Origin of the sequence: Luteimonas deserti, from assembly GCF_013425765.1 — a bacterium.
GTDB lineage: Bacteria > Pseudomonadota > Gammaproteobacteria > Xanthomonadales > Xanthomonadaceae > Luteimonas > Luteimonas deserti.
The window spans coordinates 419,385-434,969 of record NZ_JACCJZ010000013.1; the positions used below are offsets into that span (position 1 = coordinate 419,385).

Here is a 15,585-nt window from a genome sequence, read left to right on the forward strand (position 1 = left end):
CGCTGCCGACGACGGGTTCGACCATGCGCATGCTCGATTTCAGCTCCCTGGGCGCCACCGCCTCGACCCTGCTCGGGCTGGTGCTCGTCACGCTGGTCGCGGTCGGCATCCGCCTGGCGTTCATGCAGCGGATGCAGCGTCGGCGCGAGCGCGAGAACCGGCAGATCAACGAGCGGCTCAAGACCCTGATCGCCGCCTACAAGACGCTTGGTGGCTCGTTCACCGGCGAGCTGGACGTCGATCCGCGGCATCTGCGCGACCTGCGCCAGAGCGCACGCGAGGCGCTCACCGGTGCAGACCCGGGCACCGCCACGCCCGAGGCTGCCTTCGATTCGGATGCCGCGGTGCGCCGGCGGCGGGTCCGCGATGCGGTCGAGGCCGCGTTGTCGGACGTGATCCTGCTCGGCACCGAAGACCAAGTGCGGCTGGCGGCGCAGGCGGCCGGCGACATGGTCGCGCGTCGGCCGGTCCGGGTCTCGGCGCTGGTCGTGTCGTTGCGCGCCTTCATCCGTCAGGCGCTCGACCTCGACCCCGTGCCCGCCGATCTGGTCGTCCCCGACCAGGGACCCGTGCGCGGCGACGGCGGCGCGAAGAAGGGCGCTGCGCAGGGCGGACGCGGTGGCGGTGGTGGGGGCGGTGGTGGGGGCGGCGGAATCGGCGGCACAGGGCCGGGCCTGGGCGGGCCGGGCCGCGGCGCGAGTGAGACGCCCTGAGGCTCAGCCGCGCAGCACGTCCTGCACGGCGGCCTCGGGCACGCCGGCCAGTACGCGGGCGCGGCCGACGCCGTCCCAGACGATGAAGCGCAGGCCGTCGGCCTGGGCCTTCTTGTCGAGACGCATGTGCGCGAGCAGGCGGTCCGGGTCGAGACCCGATGGCAGCGCGACCGGCAGCCCGAGGCGCTGCAGCAGCGCTTGCAGACGCGCCGTGTCCGCCGCCGGCGCCAACCCGAGCACCTCCGACAATCGCGCCGCCAGCACCATGCCCACCGCGACCGCCTCGCCGTGGTTGAGGCCGTCGTAGCCCTGTTCGGTCTCGATCGCATGCCCGAAGGTGTGGCCGAAGTTGAGCAATGCGCGCTCGCCGTGTTCGAACGGGTCGCGCGCGACGATCGCCGCCTTGTGCGCGCAGCTGCGGGCGATCGCGTCGGCCAGCGCCGCATCGTCCATCGTCAGCAGCGCATCGGCGTGGTCATCGAGCCAGCCCAGGAAGTCCGCATCGCCGAGCGCGCCGTACTTCACCACCTCGGCCAGGCCGGCGCGCAGTTCGCGTGCGGGCAAGCTGCGCAACGCGGCGGTATCGGCGATCACCGCGCACGGTGGATGGAAGGCGCCGACGAGGTTCTTGCCCTGCGGCAGGTCCACGGCGGTCTTGCCGCCCACCGCGGAATCCACCATCGCCAGCAGGGTGGTGGGCAGCTGCACGCAGTCGATGCCACGCATCCAGCAGGCGGCGGCGAAGCCGGCCAGATCGCCGATCACGCCACCCCCGAGTGCGAATACCGACGCGTCACGGCGCAGCCGGGCCTCGGCTAGCGCATGGGTGACGTCGGCGAAATGGGCGAGCGTCTTCGCAGCCTCGCCGGCGGGCAGGACATGCCGGTGCAGGCGCAGGCCCGGGCGTGCCGCACGCAGGGCGTCGGCCACGCGATCGGCATACAGCGGCGCCACGTTGCGATCACTGACCAGCATCGCTTCGCCGCCGCGCACGGTCTCGGCGAGCGTGTCGCCGTCGTCGAGCAGACCAGGGCCGATGCGGATGCGATAGGGACGATCACCGGCGACGGTGACCTCGCGATGGGGCGTCGTCATCGAATGGATCCAAGAAGGGCGCAGGGCGACACGGGTGCGTCGCGGTCGCAGATGGGAAGAGGACGCAGGACGCTCCCGCTCATGCGTGGGGCGCGGGATGCGTGTCGGCGGCAGGCGGCTGCCAGTGCGCCTGCACCAGGCGGCCCAGCTGGGCTGCTGCTTCGGCGCAGGCGTGCCGACCGGTATCGAATCGCAGGTGCGCGGCCTCGGCGTAAAGCGGGGCACGCACGGCCGCCAACCGTTCGAGCACGGTGCGCCGGTCGCCGTGGGCCAGCAGCGGCCGCGTGCGGTCGCGGGCCAGTCGCGCCAGCTGGGTGTCCACGTCCGCATGCATATGGATCACCAGCGCGCGGGCGCGCATCCGCGCGCGGTTGTCCGCATCGAGGACCGCACCCCCGCCGGTGGCGACGATCTGGCGGGTGCCCTCCAGCACGTCGGCCAGGATGCTGCGCTCGCGTGCGCGGAATCCGGCTTCGCCCTCGCAGTCGAAGATCATCGGGATGGTGGCGCCGGTGCGGACCTCGATTTCATGGTCCACGTCCACGAACGCCAGACCGCAGCGCCGTGCGAGGCGGCGACCGATCGACGATTTGCCGGCGCCCATCGGACCGACGAGCACGAGGTTGGGGGCGGACTGCATGGCCGCATGCTAGCAGCGGGGCAACGTGGCGCGCCTCGCGGCAGGCATGTCGGGGACCGGGGGCGGGGGTGCTGGCCTACCGGAGCACACTGTTTTTTTGGCGCGCGCGCGGCATCCGGTCGAGCCGCGCGGGACTGCGCCGGCAGAGCGCGACCCCGACGATGGCCGACGTCGTCGCTTGCGCCGACCGCGCAGGCCGCCGGGCGCGATCAGGCCTCCCGCAGGATCCGTCGTCCGGCGTCCAGCGTCACCACTTGATCCGCGTGGTCCGGCAGCGTGCGCAGCGCCTGGCGGCTGACCCGCTCGAAGTGCTGCACGAACCGCGCGATGCCCGCCGCGTTCATGCCGCCGCCGCCCGGCCTGGCCGAATGCAGGGCCTGTTCCTGCTGCAGACGCCAGTCGAAGACCACCTCGAAGCCTGGCGGCTGCAGAAACAGCAGCCTGTCGATGCAGGCCCACAGCGCCGGATAATCGCGGCCAAGCGCGGCGTTGCACCAGCGTCGCCAGGTGCCGGACGGGTCCTCGTCGCGTTCCAGCGCGTTCACCGGTTCGATCAGGCAGCGTGGTGCTTCCGGCGGCGTGCCGACGCACCAGCCCTCGAACACCAGCAGGTCGATCCGCTCCGCCCAAGGCCAGCCCGCTTCGGGCAGGCGGCGGTCCTCGAGCTTGTCGAAGCGCGGCAGCCGCACCGGGGTGCCGGTGCGCACCGCGTCGAACACCGACAGACCCAGGGCCACCTCGTGCGTGCCCGGCGGGCCGCGGGTGGCGAGCAGGGGGTGCACGCGGGCGGCCAGTGCGCGCCGGGCGTCCCGGTCCAGATACAGATCGTCCAGCGAGAGCGCCGCGCCGCGCAGACCGCGCGCCGCTGCCGCGTCGATCAACTGGGCGGCGAGGGTGGATTTGCCGGTGCCCTGCAGGCCGCTGATGCCGAGCACCCGGGCGTCGTGGGACAGCGTGTCGTCGAGTACGCGCGAGACGACGGCATCGGGCCAGCGGGCAGTCGGCGTCGTTCGGGCCATCGCTGCACCTTAGCGCCGGCCGGCGCGGATTGCAGGGCCGTTCGACATCCTCGTGCGCCGGGGCGATCATTCGAGCCATGACCGAAGCCAGCCCCGTCCTGTTGAACGAAGCCCTGTCCACCTTCGCCGCGCTGTTCGAGGAAGCGCAGGCGGCCGGTGAGCCCGATCGCACCGCGATGACCGTGGCCACCGCCTCGCCGGACGGCAGGCCATCGGCGCGGACGGTCCTGCTCAAGGCCTGGGACGCACGCGGCTTCGTGTTCTACACCCACCTCGACGGGCGCAAGGGCAGGGAGCTGCAGGCGAATCCCCAGGCGGCCCTGCTCTTCCACTGGCCGCGCGTGCGTCGGGGAGTCCAGGTGCGCATCGAAGGGCCGGTCGTGATCGTGGCGGACGAGGAGGCCGACGCCTATTTCGCCTCGCGGCCGCGCGGCAGCCAGCTCGGCGCCTGGGCCTCGAAGCAGAGCGAGGTGCTCGAGAGCCGCTCGACGTTCGAGCAGCGGCTGGCTGATGTCGAAGCGGAGTTCGAAGGGCGCGACGTGCCGCGGCCGCCGCGCTGGTCGGGCCTGCGCGTGCGTGCCGACAGGATCGAGTTCTGGTACGGGGCCGACTACCGTCTGCACGAGCGCTGGGTGTACGAGTGCGATGTCGCCGGGGATTGCAGGAAGCGGATGCTGTATCCGTGAACGGCGGGGAGTCGTCATCCGTCGCCGGTGATTCCAATCGGCACGCGAGCCGAGGCACGGCGCAGGCGCCGTCGTCGACGGATGAACCTCCGGTCATCGCGCACGGCTCTTCCAGGGCGACCGGCCCGCAGCGCATCGTCTGCCTGACCGAGGAACCGACCGAAGTGCTGTACGCGCTCGGCGAGCAGGACCGCATCGTCGGCATCAGCGGTTTCACCGTGCGTCCGCCGCAGGCGCGCAAGGAGAAGCCCAAGGTCAGTGCGTTCACCAGCGCGAAGATCGACGAGATCCTCAAGCTCGAACCGGATTTCGTCGTCGGGTTTTCCGACATCCAGGCCGACATCGCCGCCGTGCTCGTGCGCCGCGGCGTCGAGGTGTGGATCAGCAACCACCGCAGTGTCGACGGCATCGTCGACTACGTGCGCCGGCTCGGCGCGCTAGTCGGCTGCGCGGCGCGCGCCGACGCCTATGCCGACGAACTGCGCCGCGGACTGGATGAGATCGAGGCGCAAAGCGCGCGCCTGCCGCAGCGCCCCCGCGTCTATTTCGAGGAATGGGACGAGCCGATCATCACCGGCATCCGCTGGGTCGCCGAGCTGGTGCGCATCGCCGGTGGTGACGACGTGTTCCCCGAGCTGTCGGCCGAACCGCTGGCGAAGGCCCGGATTCTGGCCAATGGCGATCCGGTGATCGAACGCGCGCCCGACATCATCCTCGGCTCGTGGTGCGGCAAGAAGTTCCGCCCCGAGCGCGTGGCCGCGCGTCCGGGCTGGGACGCGATTCCGGCGGTACGCGACGGCGAGCTGCACGAGATCAAGTCGCCGTTGATCCTGCAGCCGGGCCCGGCGGCGTTGACCGATGGCGTGCGGCAGATCGCCGACATCGTGCAGGCCTGGGCGCGCAGGCGCTGAGCAACCGCACGGCACGCCCGCGCGGCACGCCGCGATGTGGCGATGTGAATGGCCGCACGGCAGAGCGTTTGGAGCCGCACGGCGCATGCGTATGCGCATCGCGCCGTCATGCGCGTGCCGACGCGGGTGGAGTGGTCTGCGGTCGCGTCGCGGAACCGCTCAGGACGCGGGCGGCACCGTCGGATCCCGCCATCGGCTGAGCCGCGTGGCGAGCAAGGCGTCGACGACTTCGTGTGCGCGCACGTCGCCGGGCCCGCGCGCGTCGTGGCCCTTGCCCTTGTCGTGGTTGCAGCGTGCGCAGGCCAACGCGAGATTGCGCGGATCATCGGCGTCGTCGCCGACCTGCGCGGTCAACACCGCGGCCGCGCGCCGGCCGAACCAGGCTTGGGGCACCACGTGTTCCAGCGTCGTGTTGCCGAGCGGCTCGCCATCGCCGCGAAGCTGCAGCGTGCTGCGGCAATGCAGGCAGCGCGTCGACCAGATGCCGCCGTCGAGGACGGCGAGGGCATCGGTATGCGCCGCGAGCAGCAGGCGCCGTCGCAGTGCCGCGCGCATGGCTCAGAACCTGTTCAAGGTGCGTCGCGAGGGCAGCGAGGTGGCGCGTGCCGGAGTGGAGAACGCGCCACGTCCGTGGAAGTACGTGAGCGTTCCGAGCACCGCACACGCGTCAGATGGCAGGCGTCGCGGGACGTTGGCCACGATCTCAGGTCTTCAGCACGCCCAGCTCATGCCCGATGCGGGTGAACGCATCGATCGCGCGCTCCAGGTGTTCGCGCGTGTGTGCGGCGCTGATCTGGGTGCGGATCCGCGCCTGCTCCTTCGCAACGACCGGGAAGAAGAAGCCGATCGCGTAGATGCCTTCCTCGAGCAGCCGCTCGGCGAAGCGCTGCGCGAGTTTGGCGTCGTAGAGCATGACCGGGCTGATCGGGTGCACGCCGGGTCGCACGTCGAAACCGGCTGCCGTCATCTGCTCGCGGAAGTAGCGGGTGTTCTCGACCAGCTGCGTGCGCAGATCGCCGGCGGCGTCGAGCATCTCGAAGGCCTTGATGCCGGCCGCGACCACGTGCGGCGGCAGCGAGTTCGAAAACAGATAGGGACGCGAGCGTTGACGCAGCAGTTCGATGACTTCGCGCTTGGCGGTAGTGAAACCACCGAGCGCGCCGCCCATCGCCTTGCCCAGCGTGCCGGTGACGATGTCGATCTTCTTGAGCACGCCCTTCACTTCGGCCGAGCCGCGGCCGGTGGCACCGAGGAAGCCGGTCGCATGGCATTCGTCGATGTGCACCAGGGCGTCGTACTGCGCGGCCAGTGCGGTGATCTCGTCGAGCGGCGCGATGTAGCCGTCCATCGAGAACACGCCGTCGGTGGTGATCAGGATCGTCTGCGCGCCGTCGGCGCGCGCCTGCTTCAGCTGTGCCTCGAGATCCGCCATGTCGCAGTTCGCGTAGCGGTAGCGCTTGGCCTTGCACAGGCGCACGCCGTCGATGATCGAGGCGTGGTTGAGCGCATCGCTGATGACCGCGTCGTGCTCACCCAGAAGCGGCTCGAACAGGCCGCCGTTGGCGTCGAAACACGCGGCGTAGAGGATCGTGTCCTCCTTGCCGAAGAAGTCCGCGATGGTCGTTTCGAGCTGCTTGTGCAGATCCTGCGTGCCGCAGATGAAGCGCACCGACGCCATGCCGAAGCCGTGCGTATCGAGTGCATCCTTGGCGGACGCGATGATGTCCGGATGGTCGGCCAGGCCCAGGTAGTTGTTGGCGCAGAAGTTCAGCACCGTGCGGCCGTCTTCCAGCGTAATTTCGGCCGACTGCGGGCCGGTGATCACGCGTTCGGCCTTGAACAGGCCAGCGTCGCGGATCTCGTCGAGGGTGTCGGCGTAGCGCTGGGTCAGGGACATACGGAGCGATCCAAGAAGACGGGCCGTGCAGTTTACTTGGCCGAGTCGGTTGCGGCTGTGGAGCGCGCTTCGCACCAGATTTCCCATGCGGTCTGCAACGCGCCCACATCCGTCGGCAATCCGTGTTGCGCGCCGCTGACGGCCAACCAGTCGGTGAAGTCGACACCACGGGCCGCAGCGGCACTGATCGTGCCCAGAATGTGCCGTTCCGGACTGGCGTCGATCAGGAACTCCGCGAACAGAAGCGATTGCGAATAAAACATGCCGGCGGGGCCTGCATCAGCGCCGCGCATCGTCATCACCTGCACGCCCGAGGCCGTCTGTGCGCCGCCTTGCGCCTGCATCAAGGCGCGCTGCTGCGCGGTGACGGGGTGTGCCATGGTCAGAAACTCGGCGAGCGGGCGAATCGCTGGCGACGACTGGCGCCAGGCTTCGAAGAAATGACGTTCGCGCGCCGCACGACCCGCGCTGTCTTCCATCAGGACGGCCGAGGCTTCGTCCAGCCAGTCGGGAGCCGGTGTTCCGTAGGCGTCCGGGGATGGTGATGCCTCGGGCCAGAATGCAGCGTGGTACTGCGCGTGGCCGAGCTCGTGCCGAAGCATATCGACGTGCTGGGCTCCGATCTGAGAAAGGGTGCGTTCGATCCGTGCGGCGTCAGCCTCGGGCATGGCGCGTCGCATGACGGTTTCGAACTGCGCGCGCTTGTCCGCCGGCGACAGCCAGCTCTGGGCGAATCCCAAGCCGTGGGTCCGTGCGAATCGGTGTGCGTCGTCGCGGCTGAAGGTCGCGCTCAGGACCAGCAGGCCGGGCGGGAGGCGTCGGCCGAAAATCTGACCGAACTGGACGGCAGCGGCATCCAGTGCCGTCGCCGCCAGTCGGGCGTCGTCGTGCGTGTCGGCGTAGGCCAGTCCATGTGCGGTGGGCAGACAGACCGAGGCAGGCGGCTCGGCCACGTCGGGACACGTGGGTGCGTCGGCCGCAAAGGCGGAGGAGATCGCGGCCGCGAGGCCTGCAAGCACGAAACCACGAAAAAACGCACGTTCGTTGCGCATGCACCACCTCCTGTGGAAATCAGGAGGGTGAATCTAAACCGTGTGGCAGGTCCTCGTACGTGCCACACGTCATGCGGACGCGCGAGCGCGTCGGCGGCTACGCCGCAACGCGCCTGTCGTTCAACGCCAGTCCAGCACCACCTTGCCCGACTTGCCCGATTCCATCAGGTCGAAGCCCCTCTGGAAGTCGTCGGCCGGCAGCTGGTGGCTGAGCACCTTGCCCAGCGGGAAGCCCGACAGCACGAGCTGGGTCATCTTGTACCAGGTCTCGTACATGCGCCGGCCGTAGATGCCCTGGACGGTGAGGCCCTTGAAGATGATGCGGTCCCAGTCGATGCCGGCGCCCTTGGGCAGGATGCCGAGCAGCGCAACCTTGCCGCCGTGGTACATGCAGTCGAGCATGTCGTTGAACGCATGCGGGTTGCCGCTCATTTCCAGGCCCACGTCGAAGCCCTCCATGTGCAGGTCCTTCATGACGTCCTTGAGCGAGGTGTTCGACACGTTGACCACGCGCGTGGCGCCCATGTCGGCGGCGAGCTTGAGGCGGAAGTCGTTGACGTCGGTAACCACGACGTTGCGCGCGCCGATGTGCTTGCAGATGCCCGCGGCCATCACGCCGATCGGGCCGGCGCCGGTGATCAGCACGTCCTCGCCGACGACGTCGAATTCCAGTGCGCAATGCGCGGCGTTGCCGTAGGGGTCGAAGAACGCGGCGAGCTCGCTCGGAATCTGGTCGGGAATCGGCCACAGGTTGGTCGCCGGCATCACCACGTATTCGGCGAACGCGCCGTTGCGCGTGACGCCGATGCCGACGGTGTTCGGGCACAGGTGCGGCTTGCCGGCGCGGCAGTTGCGGCAGTGGCCGCAGACCAGATGGCCTTCCGCGGAGACGCGCTGGCCGATGTCATAGCCGGTGACCGCCGAGCCCAGTTCGACGATGCGGCCGACGAACTCGTGGCCGATGACCAGGCCGGGCGTGATCGTGCGCTGGCTCCACTCGTCCCACAGGTAGATGTGCAGGTCGGTGCCGCAGATCGCGGCCTTCTCGACCCGGATCAGCACGTCGTTCGGGCCCGGGGCCGGCACCGGTACCTCGGCCATCCAGATGCCTTTGGTCGCGTCGCGCTTGACCAGCGCCTTCATTGTCTGGGCCATCGTGGGGAGTCTGCCGTGGGCGAAAAGAGCCGGCGATTATACGGGGCGCGTCGCGCCGTCCCTGCTGCAGCGCGGCGCGCCGGGCGCGTGGTTGCCTGCGGTTAGACTTGGCGCCCCGACACGACTGAACAGGATCCCCATGCGCCTGAAGCTTCTGGCCGCGACACTGCTCGGCGTCTCCCTCGGCTGCAGTGCTCCGATCCTGGCGGGGGAGGGGATGTGGGTGCCGCAGCAACTGCCGGACATCGCACCGGCGCTGCGCAAGGCCGGCCTGAAGCTGAATCCGCAGCGCCTGGCCGATCTCACCGGCGATCCGCTGGGCGCCGTGGTCTCGCTCGGCGGTTGCACGGCGAGCTTCGTCTCGCCGCAGGGCCTGGTGCTGACCAATCATCACTGCGCCTACGGCGCGATCCAGCTCAATTCGACGCCGGAGAACAACCTGATGCGCGACGGCTTCAATGCCGCGGCGCCGGGCGACGAGATCTCCGCCGGCCCCAACGCGCGCATCTTCGCGCTCGACCGCATCGACGACGTCACCGAACAGGTGCAGGCGGCCATTGCCGCCGCCCCCGACGCGCTGGCCCGGACCACGGCACTCGACACGATCGAGAAGTCCCTGGTCGGCGCCTGCGAAGCCGAACCCGGCTATCGCTGCCGCCTGTACAGCTTTTTCGGGGGTGCCCAGTACCGTTTGTTCCGCAACCTCGAAATCCGCGACGTGCGGCTGGTGTACGCGCCGGCCGGGGGCATCGGCAGCTTCGGCGGCGACGTGGACAACTGGATGTGGCCGCGCCACACCGGCGATTTCGCGTTCTATCGCGCCTACGTCGGCGCGGACGGGCGACCGGCGGATTACGCCGAGGGCAACGTGCCGTTCCGACCGCGCCAAGTGCTGCGCATCGCCGAGCGACCGCTGCGCGAAGGCGAGTTCGTGATGGTGGCGGGTTATCCGGGGCGCACCAGCCGTTACGCGACCGCGGACGAGTTCGCCGAGACCGTGACCTGGCGGTATCCGCAGATCGGACGCCACTACCGCGCACTGATCGATCTGGTCGAGGCCCAGGGCAAGACCGATCCCGAGACCGAGGTGCGCTACGCCAGCGTGGTGCGCGGCTGGCAGAACACGCTGAAGAACTACGAGGGCCAGCTGCAGGGCTTCGAGCGCATCGGCGCGCTCGAGCAGCGCCAGGCCGAGCAGGCCGCGGTGCTGGAATGGCTGCGCGGTCGCGGCGAGGCGGGCCAGGCTGCGATCGAGGCGCAGTCGCGCATCGCCGCGCTCGAAGCCCAGGGCATGGCCACCCGTGAGCGCGACCTGGTCCTGGGCCTGCTCGAGAACAGCGGGCTGCTGTCGACCGCGGTGCGTCTGTACCGCCTGTCGATGGAGAAGGAAAAGCCGGACGCCATGCGCGAACAGGGCTTCCAGCAGCGCGATCTGCCGGTGATCGAAGGCGGCCTGCGGCAGATGGATCGCCGGTACGTCCCGGCGATGGACCGCGCGCTCACGCGTTACGCGCTGCAGCAGTACGTGCAACTGCCCGCGGACCAGCGGGTGGCGGCCATCGACGCCTTCATCGGTGGCGATACCGACGCCGCCATCGAGCGCGCGCTCGACCGCCTGGACCGCAGCGCGTTGCGCGCCGGCGACGAACGCCTCAAGTGGTTCGCCGCCGATCGACACGCCTTCCTGCGCAGCCGCGATCCGGCCCTGCAGTACGCCGCGGCCGTGCTGCCCGAACTGCTGAAGATCGAGCTGGCGGCCAAGGCGCGCGCGGGCGACCTGTTGCAGCAGCGCCCGGTCTATCTCCAGGCCGTGGCCGAGTACCGTGCCAGCCGCGGCGAGGCGGTGTATCCGGATGCCAATTCCTCGCTGCGCCTGACCTTCGGCAACGTCACCGGTTACACCGATCTGGCCGGCACGGCGCATACGCCGTTCACCCGCCTGGAGGAGATCCCGACCAAGGCCACCGGCGCCGAGCCGTTCGACGCGCCCAAGGCGCAGCTCGATGCGATCGCCGCGGGCCGTCACGGTGGACTGGCCGACCGTCGCCTGCGCACGGTGCCGGTGAACTTCCTGTCGGACCTCGACGTCACGGGCGGCAATTCCGGCTCGCCGGTACTCGATGCCGACGGCCGCCTCACCGGGCTGCTGTTCGACATGACCTGGGAGGCCGTGGTCTCGAACTGGGTGTTCGACCCGGCGATGACCCGCACGATCTCGGTCGACCAGCGCTACATCCGCTGGGTGATGCAGGAAGTCGATCCCGCGCCTCGCCTGCTGCAGGAAATGGGGGTCGCGCCGCGCAACTGAGCGGCCATGCGCCGGGGTGCCCGCCCGCCCGCGAAACCAGCGGCGCCATGCGCGGGGGCGGCATCCGAGTTGACGCCGGCGCTCTCGGCAGGCGTGTCGATCGCTGCATGAGCGGCCCTCGACGCCACCCCGCCGCGGTGCTGGCGCGCGTCGGCGGAGGGAGCCGCCGGAGCGCCAACCCAGTGACCGGCGACGGCTTCCTGGCGTGGCGGGCGGGATCGGCACGCTGTCGCCCGCCTGATGGCGCGGCAGGTCGATTATTTGGCCGCGGTGGGTCAGGGCCTGACGCCCTTCACCGATCCCCGTGCCTGCAGGGCCAGCCATCGTGTCGCGGCGACGCGCCCGGCATGCATGCACTCCGGATGCCGCCTGACCGGGCATCGGTGCTGCCGTCCTTCGCTAGACTGTCGGGCCTCTCCGAACGGACATCTGCGCATGAGAATCCTGCTTGCCCGACACGGCGAAACGCCATGGAATGCCGAAGGCCGGTACCAGGGGCAGGAGGACATCGCGTTGTCGGAGGTCGGCGAGCGTCAGGCGTCGTTGCTGGGGCAGCGCCTGGCCGATGTGCGCATCGACCGCGCGGTCGCTTCGCCGCTGTCGCGCGCCGATCGCACCGCGCGTCTCGCGCTCGGCGCCACGCGTGAATCGATGCTGCGCACCGATGCGGGCCTTGCGGAGATCGCCCACGGCACCTGGGAAGGCCTGCTGGCCAGCGAGATCCGCGAACGCGATCCCGAGCGCCTGGCCGCGTGGCGCGACGCCCCCGACACCGTGCAGATGCCCGGCGGCGAATCGCTGCAGCAGGTGTTCGACCGCGCCTGGCCGGCGTTCGTCGCCGCCGTCGACGGGCTGGGCCCGGACGACACCGCGCTGATCGTCGCCCACGACGCCGTCAACCGCGTGATCCTGTGCCGCATCCTCGGCATTCCGTTCTCGAAGCTCTGGACCTTCCGCCAGGCGCCGACCACGTTGAACCTGCTCGAAGGCGCGGATGCCGATCGTCTCGACGTCGTGCGCCTCAACGACTGCGCGCATCACACGGCGTTCTTCGGCGAGGCGGTGCACCGGGCGCTGTAGCCCGAACAGCCGCAACAGCCACCGTGTCCACCTGGCGGAGTCTGTGGTTCGGCACCGAGGCGCCGACACTGAGGCATGTCGGCGCGCTGGTCACCGTGTTCACGGTGTGTGGCCTGCTGCTGCTTGGACTGTTCGTCGACTTCATTCCGCCCGCGGTGTTTCGTGGGCGGCAGGCCGTGATCCTGTTCGGCGTGGTTGGTCTGGCGCTGTCCGGACTGTTCTACGGCGCGCTGATCCGCACAGGCGTCCGCACCGGCGTCTGGCCGTCGGACTGGAAACTCTGGCTGGTGGCGCCGGTCATGCCGGTGTTTCTGGGATGGATGGTCTGGCTCGTTATCGCCAAGGCGGTGCCGTGGGCGATCACGCGTCCGCTCGGAAGCGAGCACGAGATGCAGGCGGTCATGCAGACCTCGCATCGCGCCTCGCGACGTTCATGCGACTACCGGTTGAAGGGCGGCCCGCTCGCCGGGACGATGCCGTCGTTCATCTGCATCAGCAGCCGGTATTACCACCGGTATCCAGACCGGACGGTGCGGGTCAGACTTGTGGGAAGATCCACGATTCTGGGTTTCGCCGTGATCTCCATCCACCACGTCTCCAGCGCCGAGCATCTCCATGCCGACTGATCTCTCCACCTGGCTCGCCCGCATCGAAGCGCGCCATCCCACCGAAATCGAGATGGGTCTCGAGCGCGTCGGCGCGGTCTACGCGCGCATGGACTGCGGGCGTCCGGGCGCGCGGGTGATCACCATCGGTGGCACCAACGGCAAGGGCTCGACGGTGGCCTTCGTCGAGGCGATCGCGCGCGCGGCGGGCTGGCGCGTCGGCGCCTACACCTCGCCGCATCTGCTGGCCTACAACGAGCGCGTGCGCATCGATGGCGCGGACGCCGACGATGCGGCGCTGGTCGAGGCCTTCGAGGCGGTCGAGGTCGCGCGCCGCGACACGCCGCTGACCTATTTCGAAACCGGAACGCTGGCCGCGCTGTGGCTGTTCGCGCGCGCGCAGCTGGATCTGGCGATTCTCGAAGTCGGCCTCGGCGGCCGTCTGGACGCAGTCAACATCGTCGATCCCGACGTCGCGGTGATCACCACCGTCGATCTCGACCACCAGGACTGGCTGGGCCACGACATCGAGACCATCGGCTTCGAGAAAGCCGGCATCGCGCGTGCATGGAAGCCGCTGGTGCTCGGCGACACCGACCCGCCGGCCAGCGTGCTGCAGCACGCCTACCGCATCGGCGCGGTCGCGGTGCGCGGCGGCAGCGATTTTCTCTATGCGCCATCGGTCGACGGGCGCTGGATCTGGCGCGAGGTCGGCTACGAGGTCGAGCTGCCGCTGCCCGCGCTCGCCGCACCGGTGCAGCTGCGCAATGCGGCGGTCGCGGTGGCGGCGGTACGCGCCCTCGGGTCTTCGGCGCACGGCGCCATCGACGCCGCCGCGCTGGCCGATGGCATCGCCGGTGCGCGGGTTTCGGCCCGCCTGCAGCGGCACGTGCTCGACGGGGTGGAGATCGTCGTCGACGTCGCGCACAACCCGCAGGCCGCGCGTGCGCTGGCCGAGTGGTTGCAGGCCGAGCCCGCCACCGGGCGGACCCGTGCGGTCTACGCCGTGCTGACCGACAAGGATGCGGCCGGCGTGGCGGCGCCCGTGCTGGCCCACGTCGATCACTGGCATCTGGCCGGCCTGGCCGGGGGCCGGGGGCAGTCGGTGCAGGCACTGGCCCGCCGACTGGGCGATACCGGCGCCGGGAGCGGCGAGCAACATGACGATGTGGCGGCGGCCTTGCGGGCGGCGCGCGCCTCGGCCGCGGCCGGGGATCGCATCCTGGTGTTCGGCTCGTTCCATACCGCGGCCGCCGCGCTGGGCGAGCTCCAGGGCCGGCGTTAATCGGCCCGCCGGCGGCGCCGCGTATAATCGCCGCGGTTCCCTCGCCCTGCCCCTGCATGACGCCCGGATTGAAACAGCGCCTGATCGGCGCCGCTGTGCTGATCGCGCTCGCGGTGATCTTCCTGCCGATGGTGGTCAAGGGCCCTGCGCCCGGCAGTGGGCTGCCCGACATGCCGCTGCGTGTGCCCGACGCGCCCGGTGGCGAATACCGCACCGTCGATCTGCCTCTGGTCGCGCCCGCGCCTGCCGGTCAGGGTGGCGTGTTGGGTGGCGGCCCCTTGTCGGAAGCGTCCGGCGCCGGACCGCAGGCGCCGGTGGCCGATCCGTCCGGTGCGCTGCCGACCGTCGATGCCGGAGCGTCGTCCGAGCCGCTGCCTCCCACCACGGCCGGCGGCGACTACGCCGTGCATTTCGCCGCCTTCGCCACCCAGGCGGATGCGGACGCGATCCTGCGCCAGCTCACGCAGGCGGGCCTGGAGGGCTACCGCGAAGCCTTCACTCTCAACGGCAAACCCGCGCAGCGGGTACGCCTGGGGCCGTATGCGAGCCGCGCCGAGGCCGAAATCGTGCGCGTGCGTGCGGCGCAGGTGCGCGACGATGTCACGCCCCGCGTCGTGGCGCTGGATGCGGCGACGCCGGCGACGAGCGGGCCCGCGCCTGCAACGTCGACCGCAGCTCGGCAGGCGGCGGAACCGCCACCCGCGGCCGCACCACTGCCCGCCCAGACCCCGCCTGCGGTGGTCGCACCGCCGCGTACGCCGGCGCCCGCCGCCGCGCAGACCGCCCCGCCCGCAGAGCCGCCAGCTGCGGCCGCGCCGGGCCCGACGGCCGATGTCGGCTTCGTGGTCCAGGTGGGTGCGTTCAGCTCGGCGACCGATGCCAATGCAATGCGCGATCGCCTGCGCAGCGCCGGCATCACCGCGTTCACCGACAGTGTGCAGACCGACAAGGGCCGTCTGACCCGGGTCAAGGCCGGGCCGGTCACCAGTCGCGGCGAGGCGGAGCAGCTGAAGACGCGCGTCCGCAGCGCGGTCGGTCTCGACGGGCTGGTCCGCGCGCATCCCTGACCGGCTCCGCGGCCGGCGTTACTCCTATTTCCATCGTCCGGGGCGTGGTTTCCGCGCCTCAAGCAGAACTGG

The 15,585-nt window shown here is 70.4% G+C and carries 15 protein-coding genes; 8 read left to right on the forward strand and 7 right to left on the reverse strand.

What is annotated here, in order from left to right:
• Positions 1-23 precede the first annotated feature (23 nt).
• Positions 24-713, forward strand: coding sequence for a hypothetical protein (locus H0E82_RS07090; RefSeq protein ID WP_180544739.1), 690 nt, complete (start codon positions 24-26; stop codon positions 711-713).
• Positions 714-716: 3 nt separating this feature from the next.
• Here H0E82_RS07090 and aroB read toward each other — a convergent pair whose 3' ends face one another.
• The 3 genes from aroB to H0E82_RS07105 all read right to left on the reverse strand — a co-directional run bounded on the left by aroB (position 717) and on the right by H0E82_RS07105 (position 3,467).
• A complete protein-coding gene (aroB, locus tag H0E82_RS07095; protein ID WP_180544740.1) occupies positions 717-1,808 on the reverse strand; it encodes a 3-dehydroquinate synthase in 1,092 nt (363 codons plus the stop codon).
• A gap of 79 nt (positions 1,809-1,887) precedes the next feature.
• Entirely contained in the window at positions 1,888-2,448 is a 561-nt protein-coding gene (locus H0E82_RS07100) for a shikimate kinase (RefSeq protein WP_180544741.1), read from the reverse strand.
• A gap of 209 nt (positions 2,449-2,657) precedes the next feature.
• Positions 2,658-3,467, reverse strand: a complete 810-nt coding sequence (locus tag H0E82_RS07105) for a kinase (protein ID WP_180544742.1) — start codon at positions 3,465-3,467, stop codon at positions 2,658-2,660.
• A 77-nt stretch (positions 3,468-3,544) separates the two neighbouring features.
• Between H0E82_RS07105 and pdxH the strand changes: the two genes are divergently transcribed.
• Together pdxH and H0E82_RS07115 are read left to right on the forward strand one after the other, a co-directional pair.
• The gene (gene pdxH, locus H0E82_RS07110; protein WP_180544743.1) at positions 3,545-4,153 is read left to right on the forward strand and encodes a pyridoxamine 5'-phosphate oxidase; all 609 of its coding nucleotides are present in this window, start codon (positions 3,545-3,547) and stop codon (positions 4,151-4,153) included.
• Between the two features lie 95 nt (positions 4,154-4,248).
• Complete coding sequence (locus H0E82_RS07115) at positions 4,249-5,064, forward strand: cobalamin-binding protein (protein ID WP_180544815.1); 816 nt, start codon at positions 4,249-4,251, stop codon at positions 5,062-5,064.
• 159 nt (positions 5,065-5,223) lie between these two features.
• Here H0E82_RS07115 and H0E82_RS07120 read toward each other — a convergent pair whose 3' ends face one another.
• From H0E82_RS07120 to tdh, 4 genes are all read right to left on the reverse strand, one after another.
• Entirely contained in the window at positions 5,224-5,619 is a 396-nt protein-coding gene (locus H0E82_RS07120; protein ID WP_180544744.1) for an HNH endonuclease, read from the reverse strand.
• Between the two features lie 148 nt (positions 5,620-5,767).
• Positions 5,768-6,961: a glycine C-acetyltransferase gene (gene kbl, locus H0E82_RS07125; RefSeq protein ID WP_180544745.1), complete on the reverse strand. Its 1,194-nt coding sequence runs from the start codon at positions 6,959-6,961 to the stop codon at positions 5,768-5,770.
• Positions 6,962-6,993: 32 nt separating this feature from the next.
• Positions 6,994-8,013: a hypothetical protein gene (locus H0E82_RS07130; protein WP_180544746.1), complete on the reverse strand. Its 1,020-nt coding sequence runs from the start codon at positions 8,011-8,013 to the stop codon at positions 6,994-6,996.
• Positions 8,014-8,133: 120 nt separating this feature from the next.
• Positions 8,134-9,168 (reverse strand): L-threonine 3-dehydrogenase, encoded by a 1,035-nt coding sequence (tdh, locus tag H0E82_RS07135; RefSeq protein ID WP_180544747.1) that lies wholly within the window; start codon positions 9,166-9,168, stop codon positions 8,134-8,136.
• A gap of 217 nt (positions 9,169-9,385) precedes the next feature.
• Here tdh and H0E82_RS07140 point away from each other — a divergent pair, with 217 nt between their 5' ends.
• The 5 genes from H0E82_RS07140 (at position 9,386) to H0E82_RS07160 (ending at position 15,513) form a co-directional block, all read left to right on the forward strand.
• The gene (locus H0E82_RS07140) at positions 9,386-11,476 is read left to right on the forward strand and encodes a S46 family peptidase (RefSeq protein WP_180544816.1); all 2,091 of its coding nucleotides are present in this window, start codon (positions 9,386-9,388) and stop codon (positions 11,474-11,476) included.
• A 435-nt stretch (positions 11,477-11,911) separates the two neighbouring features.
• Positions 11,912-12,556 (forward strand): histidine phosphatase family protein, encoded by a 645-nt coding sequence (locus tag H0E82_RS07145; RefSeq protein WP_180544748.1) that lies wholly within the window; start codon positions 11,912-11,914, stop codon positions 12,554-12,556.
• Between the two features lie 23 nt (positions 12,557-12,579).
• Positions 12,580-13,182, forward strand: a complete 603-nt coding sequence (locus H0E82_RS07150; protein WP_180544749.1) for a hypothetical protein — start codon at positions 12,580-12,582, stop codon at positions 13,180-13,182.
• Positions 13,172-14,446, forward strand: a complete 1,275-nt coding sequence (folC, locus tag H0E82_RS07155) for a bifunctional tetrahydrofolate synthase/dihydrofolate synthase (protein WP_180544750.1) — start codon at positions 13,172-13,174, stop codon at positions 14,444-14,446. Before H0E82_RS07150 ends, folC begins: the two co-directional genes overlap by 11 nt.
• A gap of 56 nt (positions 14,447-14,502) precedes the next feature.
• Positions 14,503-15,513 carry an SPOR domain-containing protein gene (locus tag H0E82_RS07160; protein WP_180544751.1) on the forward strand — a complete coding sequence of 337 codons (1,011 nt, stop codon included), beginning with the start codon at positions 14,503-14,505 and terminating at the stop codon, positions 15,511-15,513.
• The last annotated feature ends 72 nt before the right edge of the window (positions 15,514-15,585 follow it).

Excerpts from the sequence above, each read along its gene's own strand:
- H0E82_RS07090 (WP_180544739.1), top strand. The coding sequence starts at position 24 with ATGCGCATGCTCGATTTCAGCTCCCTGGGCGCCACCGCCTCGACCCTG.
- aroB (WP_180544740.1), bottom strand. The coding sequence starts at position 1,808 with ATGACGACGCCCCATCGCGAGGTCACCGTCGCCGGTGATCGTCCCTAT.
- H0E82_RS07100 (WP_180544741.1), bottom strand. The coding sequence starts at position 2,448 with ATGCAGTCCGCCCCCAACCTCGTGCTCGTCGGTCCGATGGGCGCCGGC.
- H0E82_RS07105 (WP_180544742.1), bottom strand. The coding sequence starts at position 3,467 with ATGGCCCGAACGACGCCGACTGCCCGCTGGCCCGATGCCGTCGTCTCG.
- pdxH (WP_180544743.1), top strand. The coding sequence starts at position 3,545 with ATGACCGAAGCCAGCCCCGTCCTGTTGAACGAAGCCCTGTCCACCTTC.
- H0E82_RS07120 (WP_180544744.1), bottom strand. The coding sequence starts at position 5,619 with ATGCGCGCGGCACTGCGACGGCGCCTGCTGCTCGCGGCGCATACCGAT.
- kbl (WP_180544745.1), bottom strand. The coding sequence starts at position 6,961 with ATGTCCCTGACCCAGCGCTACGCCGACACCCTCGACGAGATCCGCGAC.
- H0E82_RS07130 (WP_180544746.1), bottom strand. The coding sequence starts at position 8,013 with ATGCGCAACGAACGTGCGTTTTTTCGTGGTTTCGTGCTTGCAGGCCTC.
- tdh (WP_180544747.1), bottom strand. The coding sequence starts at position 9,168 with ATGGCCCAGACAATGAAGGCGCTGGTCAAGCGCGACGCGACCAAAGGC.
- H0E82_RS07140 (WP_180544816.1), top strand. The coding sequence starts at position 9,386 with ATGTGGGTGCCGCAGCAACTGCCGGACATCGCACCGGCGCTGCGCAAG.
- H0E82_RS07145 (WP_180544748.1), top strand. The coding sequence starts at position 11,912 with ATGAGAATCCTGCTTGCCCGACACGGCGAAACGCCATGGAATGCCGAA.
- folC (WP_180544750.1), top strand. The coding sequence starts at position 13,172 with ATGCCGACTGATCTCTCCACCTGGCTCGCCCGCATCGAAGCGCGCCAT.
- H0E82_RS07160 (WP_180544751.1), top strand. The coding sequence starts at position 14,503 with ATGACGCCCGGATTGAAACAGCGCCTGATCGGCGCCGCTGTGCTGATC.